We start from the raw sequence: 11,204 nt of genomic DNA on the forward strand, positions 1-11,204 counted from the left end.
ATTCATATCCACATAAAAGAATGTTAAATTGTTTCTTTTCTTATTAAAAGATGTAATTTCTATTAGGAACTTACAATTCTCATATAAATATTCACAAATAGGTTCTCTATATTTATTGTATAGAAATTATACAATAAATATATTTTTTATATTATATACATTAAATTAAGCTTAACCTCTCTTTTCTATAAGTCTCTTAAATTGACTAACTCCTTACCAATATTCAAAAATGACTGCGTTTTTGAATTTGTGTTCTAGCTTTTTTGGAACAGGTAAATAACTACACATAAACTCCTTATATCTCTAGTTAAACTACCGACTAGCTCCATATAAACTCTAGATAACCTATATAGAATACAAGTTATCAAGGAGGTAAGAAAAAATGAATTTTATGAAACGAGCAATTCTCAGTATGAAAAAAAGGATAGGAACATCATTAATTTTGATGGCAGTTTTTCTGATTGTTACAAACTTGGTTCTTTCAGGTTTCACAATCCAAAATGCATCAAAAAAAGCAGCGGATGCTGCAAGAAAAAAACTTGGTGCAGATGTTACTTTAGGTCTTGATTTCGACAAATTAGGTCAAAAAGCTAAGGAATCTGGAGAAATGCCAAATCCGCCGCAGCTCGATGCAAAAGAAACAGATCAATTAGCGGAGTCCAAGTATGTAAAAGATTATAATTACATAACTAATACTTTCGGTATTTCTGATGGGCTTAAACTAGTAGGGGCTTCAGAAGGAGAAGAAGAAGGAAAAGGTAAAGTGGGAATGGCGGCCGCGCGAGGCGGTTCAAGCTCTGGTACAGAAATAGATATGAATGCTTCTTTTATGATTGAGGGAGTTCGCAAGACTGCATTACAAGAAAGCTTTAAAAATGGAAAAAGTAAAATCATTGATGGAAAACCAATAACAGAGCAAATGAAGGATCAGAATGTAGCTTTAATGGAAAAACGATTAGCGGAATTAAACAATTTGAAAGTAGGAGACAAAGTTAAAGTACAATCAGGGGATAAGAAGGAAACCCTTGAGATTGAAATTATCGGTATTTACGAAACAAATGAGCAAGCAATGGGTCAACAGGCTCCTCCTATTATGGATCCAGCTAATAAACTATATATGCCACATTCAACTATGAAAAAATTAGAAGTAGACCAAGGTATAAGTAGTGTTCAAGTCGTGTATTTCTTGAATGATCCACAATATATTGATGCATTTAAAAAAGAAGCAAAAAAATCTAATATTGATTTTAATTATTATAAATTAGATGCGCATGATTCATTGTACAAGCAAATGATTGGTCCTATCGAAAATATCTCTTCGACTTCTCAAATGATTATTTATATTGTATCGATTGCAGGTGCGATCATTTTAGGATTAATCATTATGCTATCAATTAAAGGACGTCGTAAAGAAATGGGAATTCTATTGTCTATTGGAGAGAAAAAGTGGAAACTGGTGGCGCAATTCGTAGTAGAAGTAGTGTGTGTCGCTATTTTAGCATTTGGATTATCCATAACAACAGGAGCTAAAGTTTCTCAATATATCGGGGATCATTTACTTTCGAATGAAATTGCTACTGCAAGCGAAGAAACAGATACCTCGCAACATGGTACTGTAATGATGGCTGGACCCGGTGGTACTCTACAAAATCAAAAAGAAGATCCAATTGATAAAATTGATGTAAGTGTAACAGGAGAAGATGTAGGGAAAATGGGTGGAATAGGACTAGCTATTGCTATAATAGCAACGCTTCTTCCAGCATTATCTATTCTACGTTTAAACCCAAAACAAATTCTTTTAAAAGATGAATGAGGAGGCTCGATATGGAGACGATTTTACAGTTTAAAAATTTGGATTATTATTATGAAAGTAACGGAAAAAATGTAGCGATACTAGATAATGTTAACTTTTCTTTTCAAAAAGGACATTTCTACACGATTTTAGGACCATCTGGATCTGGTAAAACCACAACTCTAAGCTTAGGTTGTGGACTAGATGTCCCTAAAAATGGTTATGTACTGTATAATGGCAAAGATATTAGAAAAATTGGTTTGGATCGATACCGTAATCAAAATGTATCTGTAATTTTCCAATCTTATAACTTAATTACCTATATGACCGCTCTTCAAAACGTCTTAACAGCAATGGAAATTACAGGTGTTAAAGTGCAAAATAAAACAGCAAGAGCATTAGAATTATTAGAGAGGGTAGGACTCTCAGAAGCTGAAGCGAAACGAAACGTCCTGCAACTAAGCGGTGGACAACAACAGCGTGTAGCAATTGCCCGAGCACTATCGTGTAATGTTGATTTACTAATTGCAGATGAGCCGACAGGAAACCTCGACGAGGAAACCGCAATGGATATAATAGAACTGTTTCAAGAACTTGCACATAAAGAGAATAAATGCATTATTGTTGTGACGCACTCACAGGAGGTTGCTAAAAAATCAGATCGTGCAGTGTATTTAAGTAAGAAGAAGTTGGTCGTAAATGAAATCTAATATAAACATCGTAGCTTTTTAATTCACATAATTTTCAAAATCTAGACCTTTCAAAAGCTTATAATAGTTTGTTGTTCCCGTTGTAATAATATAATAAAAAGAACTTGTAGGATATTCTACAGGTTCTTTTTATTATATTTGGTTACTTATATCATGGGATAATTACATATAAAAAACGGGACATTACCTAGATTTATGACCTAAATACCGTCCCGTTTACCTACTCTGTATAGTTATTGCAGAATTAAACCTACAATCATAATTAAACTAAATACTATCATCCAACCAAACACACAATAGCCAAAAATTCTAATCCATTTAGGTAATTGATGCATGTTAATTTTATTTGTGGGAACTCCTTGCATGAAAAACATCATTTTTTGATCTCTATCTCTATTATTTTGTTGTTCATACATAATATCATCACCTTTCCAGAACTATTGTGTTTATAGTATATCAGCCTAAAGAAAATTATGTACAGAATAAGAGGGGATAGCATATATATTATGTGGTGAATTTTATAAATAAATGCATTTAATTGCCATAGTTCTAAGCAATAATCCGTTATAAATACTGAAAAAGAGCCCTACATAAATAGGACTCTTTTTCTTCAAATATTAAGTTGCTGGATATAAATCAGAACCAAGGTAACGTTCTTTTATAATTTGAAGATGATGAAGCTCATGACCAGCAATGATGTATGCTAATGCACGAACTGTAACTTCTGAATTATTCGCATTTCCTCTTTGTGACCAAGCTTCATTATCTAAGCTTCTAAGTAAATACAGGGTAGATTGTCGAACAACTATTAAATTCTCAAGAAGATCTTGCATAGATTGCTTATCAAAAGCAGCTCTAAGAACATACATATCATCATTATAGCCTGGAAGTTCTGCTGTCTCGCCTCGAGCGATTGATAGCAATCGATACGCCATAATACGTTCTGTATCTGCTATATGACCCATTACTTCTTTTATACTCCATTTAGTAGGAGCATACCGGAAAAGTCCCTCACTATTAGAAATTTCCTTTAATAAAAGATTCGTTTCCTTCATTTGTTGTTCTAGAATATGTATGATATTTCCGTCTGATACCAAGTTAGTATACGTTGCATAATAGGAGTTATATTCACTTACTTGTGGTCTTATTTGCATACGAATCATCCTTTATGTTTTATGTTTAATCTTTACATATAGCTTATCATAAAAGAATTACAAATTAATCTGAAAGTTTGAAATTGAAATCAAAAATCATGCTTACTTCCGTAGGTGAGCTATAAATATTGTTTCACATATATAGGAAGGTTCAAGGCGAATGTTCTGCATCCGCTAAATGAAGGGACTACTTCATCATCAAAATAACAAAACTTGTTTATGACAAAAAGATAAGTTTTTCAAATATTATTATGTTTTATTAGATCTATTCCAGTTTATTCTAGCAACTATATATTCAATACCAAACACAAATGAAACAAGTAGAATGAACTTAATAAAGACAAGAAACTATCCCGTTAGGGCGAGGCTGCATCAATTTTTTAGCGTGGAAAACACACCTAGATTTCATCGTAGCAAACTAGAAGAAGGGGATTAAAGTTCATCCGTTTTTCTCTCTTGAAAACTAGGATTCAACCCTTTGGAGAGTAAAACACAACCATATTTTATAGCATATAAAAGCAAAAAGGATGAAGCATTACCATATTAAAACATCAAAATCGGATAGTGTCATAAATGTATTTACTACATTCAAAATGTGAACACTTATTATTCTTTAGCGTGGTTTCAATTTATTGAAAAAGCTATTCTTTCCTATTATTGTATAGAAAGAATAGCCTGTTTTGTCCGTTATATTTTTTTATGTTAGTTCAATTGCTATACGCAGCATGACGTAAAAATCCTTGAAATCCCAGATTAAGAAATACTTCTATATTGAACTGGTGATGATAAGTTAATTAAAGTTGATGGATAGCCGAACTCCATAGAATCATCGATAAATTCTTCTAACTGATGCACGGATTCAGTGATTATTTTCACCAAATAACTATATTGTCCAGCTAATCTGTGGCACTCAAAAACCATGGGATTTTCTTTGCAAAAATCCCTGAATTGCTTACATTTTTTTGATTCAAACAATACAAAAGCCGTTACATTCTTATTCAACTTTTCTGGGTTTATAACTGCCCTATAGGCTGTAATTATATTTTTATCTTCTAACTTTTTAACTCTTTCTTTTACAGCAGGTGTCGATAAGTTAACCATTTTTCCGAGCTCAGTCATAGATACCCGTCCATCTTCTTGCAGTATATATATAATTTTTTGGTCAATGTGATCCATTCTCAATAACTCCTTTTTATTTAATGTAAAATACGTATAATAAATTAAATTTTTAAGTTTACCAAATGAAATAACTCATAATTTGTATTTAAACAAAATTATTTAAAATTTATAATTTTAAGTATATCATGAAAATAATGTTATTGGAGGAATTGAAATGGGACTTGAGATGAGAAAACATTGCGAGAAATGCAATAAGAAGATTGAGGCGCAATCATTAGCCTTTATTTGTACACATGAATGTACATTTTGTGAGGAGTGTACAAAATTAATGAACAATGTATGTCCTAATTGCCAAGGAGAACTTGTTAAAAGACCTAGAGCCCTGTCGAATAGTGTCTGTCCTATTAGTTTATAACAATATTACTTATTAAGTTTATAGTGAAATAGTTTCTAAAAATACTAGATGGCGACATTATGATTGTAAAAATGAGAAAAGCTATGGATAACATAAATATGTTACATAAAGGAGTTTTTATATTGAAACATGCCTTGCGTATTATTGATGTACAACAAGAATTAAATGTAGATAATTTTTCTGTTGTTCGAACTAGCCACGAGGATTTGTTTCAACCCATTCATAATAATTACAGATAAATCTATACCAAGGGTACAACTCTTGCTGAATAATTATCGGAAAGGATAGTACTTTTTATTTAATATACAATAAATCGATGACTTTAATATCATTGGGTTTGAAACTGAAAAATTACTTTCTCAGATACACAAAATCAATGGATTGTGAAATAGATTTTCACGAAATGTTTGATAATCAAATTGCAATTGTAGAGGATGCTTTAATACACCGAAATACAAAAGAAGAGCAAATTCAGTCTGCGAAGAGTGCCTATGATGATTGTATATTAAAGAATCGTAAACAAGAATATCGTTTCATTTAAAACGAAAAGCCAGCCTATTAGTTCCTGATAAGTCTATAGTTACTACAAAAACAAACAAACTCGTCCTACTAAGAGGGGAGATTGTTTGTTTTTGGTCTTGATAATGGAATCCTTATGCAAAATTGCACACTATGTTCCATATTTTTTATTGAATACTTTATATCTAGCGTTTCAAGAATTTGTTTAACAATATATAGCCCCAAACCACTTCCTCCAGTATTTCGATTCCTTGATTTTTCAATACGATAAAATGGTTTGAAAATTTGTTGTATATCTTCATCTTTAATATTGACACCTGTATTTGTAATTTGTATTTCGATTTGATCTTGTTTAGAATTCTCGCTTAACTTTATATAGACTTTTTCATTATGTGGTGAATACATAACCGCATTATGGATAATATTTTTACATGCTTTTTCTAAAAGAGCACAATCTGTATAAATAGAAAGATCAGAATCAATTTCTTTTATTATTTCGATGCTTTTTTGAGAAGCAAAAAATTCGAGATCTTTTGTGATTGTACCTATTAACTTTGAAGGATTAACTTCCTCTACTTTTAGTTTGAAGGTGTGTTGTTCTAATTTCGATACGCTTAAAATTTCACGAACTAATTGTTCCATACTTTCAATAATTTGATGATTTTTCTTTAAATATTGATCGCGATTTTGATAAGGGCCAATATTGTATATCATCCCTTCTAAGTATCCTTTCATTACAGTAAGAGGGGACTTTAATTCATGTGCTACAATCGCAAAAAACTCTCTGCGTTTTGTTTCTATTTCTCTTTCTTTTTCAATATCATTTTTTAATTGTTCATTTGCTTTTTTTAAATCAAACATAGCTTGTTGTAAGTTAATAGACATGTCATTTAAACTATTAGATAATTCTCCTAACTCATCTGTAGAGCGAACCTCAATTTTTTCGGAGAAATCTAAATTTGCCATCTTTTGTGCACCTTCATTAATATAAATAAGTGGCTTTGTAATAAACCTAGAATAAAAATAAGCACTCCCTATACCAATAACGAGCACAATGATACTAATATAAGGGAGAAAGCGCACTAAAACCTGTGAAGCTTCATCAATCGGTTGAAATGTAGCAAAGACTATAAGCGTTAAACTACCATCTTGGAATTGAATTGGTTTCGTAACGTTATATGAATTGCTAAGGGTACTTGCATTCTCGAATCGTGTTGCTTTAGTAACTACTGTTTTTTGCGTACCACTTTGAATAAAAGAAAATGAAGGAGAGTAAATAATTACTCCTTCTTTATTTTGAAGATAAAGCATCGCATTATTTTTTTTGGCGTATTCATCAAAAAGTGGTATCGCATCTTGAAACGTAAGATTTTTAGACTTATCAATGATTTCGTTTATCCCTGTTTGAAGTTGATCTGTTTTATATTGCTCATAAAACGTAGGGAGAAAGAAGTATAAAGTTAAATAAATCAATACTGCAAAGGATAACAAAATGAGAGAGGTAGTCATAAAGAGTTTATAAGTAATTTGCTTCATTTTCATGAGTTTCACAATACTATTCATCAATTTTATAACCAATACCCTTTATTGTTTTAATATAAGGGATAGCTAATTTTTTGCGTAGGTTTTTAATATGTGTATCAATTATTCGTGTTTCTCCAAAATAATCGTAACCCCAAACTTTCTCTACGATATTTTCTCTTGTAAGTACTTTTCTCTCATTTTGAAATAGTAGTTGTAGAATTTCAAACTCTTTTGTCGTTAATATAATTTCAACGTCATTTACATATACTCTATATGCATCCACATCGATACGCACTTCTTTAAATATCAAATGACTATTTACATTTTTATCATAACTTCTTCTAAGTACAGCTTCGACTCGTCTAATCAAAACATGAAATGAAAAGGGTTTTGTTATATAATCATCGATCCCAAGATCGAATCCTTTCATTTGATCTTCTTCTTCTTCCAACGCAGTTAGCATAATAATTGGTACGTTTGACTGACTTCGAATCATTTTAGAAACTTCAAACCCATTAAGATTGGGCATCATGACATCTAGAAGAATTAAATCAAATGATTGCTTATTAAATTGTGTCATACCCTCTAGTCCATCTGAAGCGACTACCACTGTATAATGCTGTGTCATTAAAAATTGTTTAATTAATTCCTGAATTTCTTGATCGTCCTCAACCACGAGGATATGATAGTTTTTCATAATATCACCTCTGGTAGTCATTATAGCCGTACAATCTGGAGTTTATGTGGAGTTACAATAGGAAAGTTCATAGAACGTTTACTAGCAAAAAGTATTATTAGCTATATTACTTTTTTATGGAGAAATAATTGCTTAAAAAAACTTATTGTATGAATTGATGTACGATTAATATTTACGAAAAACTAATGTATAATAATGTGAATTGTATGTAGTTTCTTGAAATTTGCGAAAATATACTTTTTCTTCTTTACCAAAAGAGGAAAAGGAATTTCAATATAGAAGAAGCTACCATAATACTAGAGTGTGTGCCAAGAACTTTGGATTTCTTTCATCTAGTTTCTATTTAATCGTTAATCACTACATAACAATGTTCTTGCTAAACCAAAAGTTTAAAGGTACAAACTTGGAGAAATTTATATAATGCTAGAAAGGTTGTGAAATGATTTGATGGGTTATAAAGCGATACTGTTTGATTTAGATGATACATTACTTGATAGGGATAAAGCAGTAGAGGCATTATTTTTAATTGTTTTAGAAAAGTGTTATGAAAATGTAGATGGTGCGGCTAAAAGCAACATGTTACAGAAATTCAAAGAATACGATAAAAGAGAATATGGCATAAGTAATAAAACGACAGTTTTAGAATCATTGTTTGATGAATTCATGCCGAGGTATAGATTGCCACGCAATTATATCCAAGAGTTTTGGAATAATAATTTCCCTAGATGTTTTTCAGTAGACCAAAATACTATTCATTTCTTAAATCAAATAAAGAAGCACTTTAAAGTTGGAATTATAACAAATGGCTCAACTCAGAGGCAAAAGGCTAAAATAATTAACACGAATTTAAACAATTACTTTGATACGATCATTATTTCTGAAGAAGTGGGATTTAGTAAAATATTCGAACTAGCATTAAATAAGCTAAATTTACAGCCGGAAAATACTTTATTTGTTGGGGATGACTTAGAAAAGGATATTGCTGGTCCTCAAAATGCAAATATAAAAGGTGTGTGGTTTAACCCTCAGAAAATCAAGAATACTACCAAAATACAACCATATGCCGAGATTAACACTTTGGATTGTTTGTTAAGATATGTTACTCCACAATATTTTTATAACAAGTAAAAGTAATTCTATATATATATATTCAAAAATATAAAAAGAGAAATTATCATTAATTTCATTGACCGTATTAATACTAAAAAATATATATTTACAATAAAAAATAGAGACCATTTTAATAGCTGCGGCTAATTTAATCTATGATTAATACGAAGTTTTGTAAAATAATTTTACTCATACTGTGTAAATTATAAAGGGGTTGGACTATGGAAATAAAGAAAGTAGTAATCGATGGAATCAATATCGCGGTCATTAGAAACGATAAGGTATTAATATCGGATGTTCAGTCTGCATTAGATACTATGGCAACAGTTCAATATGAGGTAGATGCGAAACATATTATTATCCATAAATCTTTAATAAGTGAAGATTTCTTTGATCTAAAAACACGGCTTGCGGGCGATATCCTTCAAAAGTTTATAAACTACAAGGTAAAGATTGCTATTGTTGGTGATTTCTCTATGTATACTAGTAAAAGCTTAAAGGATTTTATTTATGAATGTAATAAAGGGAATGACATTTTTTACTTAGCAACTGAACAACAAGCAATTGAAAAACTAAGTACATTAAAGTAATAATAATACCCCATTAAAATTCCCCTCTTTTTCACATCCCTTATTATTTATAACATATAAGAACTGATGTTTGTGTTAAACTAAGAAATGAATAAAGGGGGAGTTTTCTTGAACAGTTATAATGATACGATACGAAATTTAAACAATATAATTTACAAACCTAACAATTTACTGATTACAAATGTAAAAGAAGAAAAGCAAAACGCAGAATATGCAGGATGTTTATTCCACTTAAATAACAAAACCATTCGTTTTAGAAAATCAAAAATTACTCCTAATAAAATTGGTCAATTTGTTTCTTTTTGGGAGAAAGATGACAATATGCAAAATCAAGCGTTTTCTTATGACGCTGCTCCTGACTTATTAGTTATCACTTGTATAGATGATAATAAACTAGGACAATTTATTTTCCCTAAAGAGATTCTTCTTAAGGAAAAAATCTTGAGAACACAAAATCAAAAAGGCAAGATGGCTATGAGGATTTATCCGATCTGGGATAGCCCTGTTAGCAAGCAAGCTAAAAAGAGCCAAATGTGGCAGCTTCAGTATTTTGTTGATTTAAGCGATCATAATAATTTACCTATAGACAAACTATTAAATTTGTATTCGTAGCTTCTTATCTTAAGTAATCTCGTGAATTAGACTTTTTGTACCGGTACAGTTAAACGAAATGTACATTGTTTCAGTACTCCTTCAAATTTACAATCAGCATATACTATTTTAACTTATACATTTTAAGGGGTGCTGACTATGACAAGTCTACAACATAAGCTTTTTACAAGATTGAATCTTGCAAAGCGTACTGAAGTGAAGTTTGAAGAATTAAATACAATTCTCTTTGCATTTGCACACACTATACCATTTGAGAATTTAGATGTTATAGCAAGTAATACGAATACAATTACTATGGAAAATTTACAGGATAAAATTTTAACTAGATCCCGCGGTGGACTTTGTTATGAATTAAATACTCTTTTTTACTACTTTTTAAAAGATTGTGGTTATGATGTACAACTCGCATTAGGTACCGTATATAAAAATGATATAAACGCTTGGGCACTTGAGGATGGACATATAACGATTATTCTAAATTATGATAACGTACGATACGTAATTGATGTAGGTATTGCTTCTTTAGTACCTCTAGTTCCTGTATCTTTTACTGGTGAGTCTGTTTCTTCTAAAAATGGTACGTATCGAGTGAGACGAAAAGATACGAGTAAAGGGAATTACGTTCTAGAAAGAAAAGAAACGAACGGTGAGTGGAAAGTATGTCATGCTTTTTATAATCGTATCATTGATGAGGCAGTAGTGAATGATGTTCAAAAAAGAGTAGTAGAAGATGAGAAATCTATTTTCAATAAAGGACCAATTGCAGTCAAATTGACGGAATCTGGCCATGTCTCTTTAACGAATACTAGTTTCACTGAAATAGTTCATGGCGAAAAAACGAAACGTGAAATTACAGAAGATCAATATAGAGAGCTTTTATATACTTTATTTGCTATTGAGTTATGATAAAACAAATAGCTAGCCGGTTCTGAATAAGAACCGGCTATTTTATTAATTTAAAT

At 30.9% G+C, this 11,204-nt stretch carries 13 protein-coding genes; 8 read left to right on the top strand and 5 right to left on the bottom strand.

What is annotated here, in order from left to right; genetic code table 11:
- The first annotated feature begins 382 nt into the window (after nucleotides 1-382).
- Nucleotides 383-1,813, top strand: a complete 1,431-nt coding sequence (locus tag DN390_RS30360) for an ABC transporter permease (protein ID WP_147809348.1) — start codon at nucleotides 383-385, stop codon at nucleotides 1,811-1,813.
- Nucleotides 1,814-1,824: 11 nt separating this feature from the next.
- Nucleotides 1,825-2,502, top strand: coding sequence for an ABC transporter ATP-binding protein (locus tag DN390_RS30365; RefSeq protein ID WP_000447852.1), 678 nt, complete (start codon nucleotides 1,825-1,827; stop codon nucleotides 2,500-2,502).
- A gap of 233 nt (nucleotides 2,503-2,735) precedes the next feature.
- Here the strand turns inward: DN390_RS30365 and DN390_RS30370 are convergent, their stop codons facing one another.
- The 3 genes from DN390_RS30370 to DN390_RS30380 form a co-directional block, all read right to left on the bottom strand.
- Nucleotides 2,736-2,918, bottom strand: coding sequence for a hypothetical protein (locus DN390_RS30370; protein WP_060631087.1), 183 nt, complete (start codon nucleotides 2,916-2,918; stop codon nucleotides 2,736-2,738).
- Between the two features lie 201 nt (nucleotides 2,919-3,119).
- Entirely contained in the window at nucleotides 3,120-3,656 is a 537-nt protein-coding gene (locus DN390_RS30375; protein ID WP_147809349.1) for a DinB family protein, read from the bottom strand.
- A 753-nt stretch (nucleotides 3,657-4,409) separates the two neighbouring features.
- Entirely contained in the window at nucleotides 4,410-4,832 is a 423-nt protein-coding gene (locus tag DN390_RS30380; RefSeq protein WP_147809350.1) for an Lrp/AsnC family transcriptional regulator, read from the bottom strand.
- Nucleotides 4,833-4,989: 157 nt separating this feature from the next.
- Here DN390_RS30380 and DN390_RS30385 point away from each other — a divergent pair, with 157 nt between their 5' ends.
- Both DN390_RS30385 and DN390_RS30960 read left to right on the top strand, forming a co-directional pair.
- Entirely contained in the window at nucleotides 4,990-5,190 is a 201-nt protein-coding gene (locus DN390_RS30385; protein ID WP_000522150.1) for a DUF1272 domain-containing protein, read from the top strand.
- A 403-nt stretch (nucleotides 5,191-5,593) separates the two neighbouring features.
- Nucleotides 5,594-5,731 (top strand): hypothetical protein, encoded by a 138-nt coding sequence (locus tag DN390_RS30960; protein WP_179955800.1) that lies wholly within the window; start codon nucleotides 5,594-5,596, stop codon nucleotides 5,729-5,731.
- Between the two features lie 68 nt (nucleotides 5,732-5,799).
- Here DN390_RS30960 and DN390_RS30395 read toward each other — a convergent pair whose 3' ends face one another.
- Nucleotides 5,800-7,251, bottom strand: coding sequence for a sensor histidine kinase (locus DN390_RS30395; protein WP_088116213.1), 1,452 nt, complete (start codon nucleotides 7,249-7,251; stop codon nucleotides 5,800-5,802).
- Between the two features lie 13 nt (nucleotides 7,252-7,264).
- Nucleotides 7,265-7,930, bottom strand: a complete 666-nt coding sequence (locus DN390_RS30400; protein ID WP_060631084.1) for a response regulator transcription factor — start codon at nucleotides 7,928-7,930, stop codon at nucleotides 7,265-7,267.
- A gap of 447 nt (nucleotides 7,931-8,377) precedes the next feature.
- On the opposite strand from DN390_RS30400, the gene DN390_RS30405 reads away from it, so the two are divergent.
- The 4 genes from DN390_RS30405 to DN390_RS30420 all read left to right on the top strand — a co-directional run bounded on the left by DN390_RS30405 (nucleotide 8,378) and on the right by DN390_RS30420 (nucleotide 11,148).
- The gene (locus DN390_RS30405; RefSeq protein ID WP_147809351.1) at nucleotides 8,378-9,058 is read left to right on the top strand and encodes an HAD family hydrolase; all 681 of its coding nucleotides are present in this window, start codon (nucleotides 8,378-8,380) and stop codon (nucleotides 9,056-9,058) included.
- Between the two features lie 203 nt (nucleotides 9,059-9,261).
- The gene (locus tag DN390_RS30410) at nucleotides 9,262-9,630 is read left to right on the top strand and encodes a DUF4180 domain-containing protein (RefSeq protein WP_000403464.1); all 369 of its coding nucleotides are present in this window, start codon (nucleotides 9,262-9,264) and stop codon (nucleotides 9,628-9,630) included.
- 87 nt (nucleotides 9,631-9,717) lie between these two features.
- Complete coding sequence (locus DN390_RS30415; RefSeq protein WP_147809352.1) at nucleotides 9,718-10,242, top strand: MepB family protein; 525 nt, start codon at nucleotides 9,718-9,720, stop codon at nucleotides 10,240-10,242.
- Nucleotides 10,243-10,380: 138 nt separating this feature from the next.
- Nucleotides 10,381-11,148: an arylamine N-acetyltransferase family protein gene (locus DN390_RS30420; protein WP_147809353.1), complete on the top strand. Its 768-nt coding sequence runs from the start codon at nucleotides 10,381-10,383 to the stop codon at nucleotides 11,146-11,148.
- Nucleotides 11,149-11,204 lie beyond the last annotated feature (56 nt).

It is taken from the genome of Bacillus sp. SH7-1, assembly GCF_008042405.1.
In the GTDB taxonomy this organism is placed as follows: domain Bacteria; phylum Bacillota; class Bacilli; order Bacillales; family Bacillaceae_G; genus Bacillus_A; species Bacillus_A thuringiensis_N.

What these genes read in the sequence shown, in the direction of transcription:
- DN390_RS30395 (WP_088116213.1), bottom strand. Translation starts at nt 7,251, where the DNA reads ATGAAAATGAAGCAAATTACTTATAAACTCTTTATGACTACCTCTCTC.
- DN390_RS30420 (WP_147809353.1), top strand. Translation starts at nt 10,381, where the DNA reads ATGACAAGTCTACAACATAAGCTTTTTACAAGATTGAATCTTGCAAAG.
- DN390_RS30360 (WP_147809348.1), top strand. Translation starts at nt 383, where the DNA reads ATGAATTTTATGAAACGAGCAATTCTCAGTATGAAAAAAAGGATAGGA.
- DN390_RS30370 (WP_060631087.1), bottom strand. Translation starts at nt 2,918, where the DNA reads ATGTATGAACAACAAAATAATAGAGATAGAGATCAAAAAATGATGTTT.
- DN390_RS30405 (WP_147809351.1), top strand. Translation starts at nt 8,378, where the DNA reads ATGGGTTATAAAGCGATACTGTTTGATTTAGATGATACATTACTTGAT.
- DN390_RS30410 (WP_000403464.1), top strand. Translation starts at nt 9,262, where the DNA reads ATGGAAATAAAGAAAGTAGTAATCGATGGAATCAATATCGCGGTCATT.
- DN390_RS30385 (WP_000522150.1), top strand. Translation starts at nt 4,990, where the DNA reads ATGGGACTTGAGATGAGAAAACATTGCGAGAAATGCAATAAGAAGATT.
- DN390_RS30960 (WP_179955800.1), top strand. Translation starts at nt 5,594, where the DNA reads ATGTTTGATAATCAAATTGCAATTGTAGAGGATGCTTTAATACACCGA.
- DN390_RS30365 (WP_000447852.1), top strand. Translation starts at nt 1,825, where the DNA reads ATGGAGACGATTTTACAGTTTAAAAATTTGGATTATTATTATGAAAGT.
- DN390_RS30380 (WP_147809350.1), bottom strand. Translation starts at nt 4,832, where the DNA reads ATGGATCACATTGACCAAAAAATTATATATATACTGCAAGAAGATGGA.
- DN390_RS30415 (WP_147809352.1), top strand. Translation starts at nt 9,718, where the DNA reads ATGAATAAAGGGGGAGTTTTCTTGAACAGTTATAATGATACGATACGA.
- DN390_RS30375 (WP_147809349.1), bottom strand. Translation starts at nt 3,656, where the DNA reads ATGCAAATAAGACCACAAGTAAGTGAATATAACTCCTATTATGCAACG.
- DN390_RS30400 (WP_060631084.1), bottom strand. Translation starts at nt 7,930, where the DNA reads ATGAAAAACTATCATATCCTCGTGGTTGAGGACGATCAAGAAATTCAG.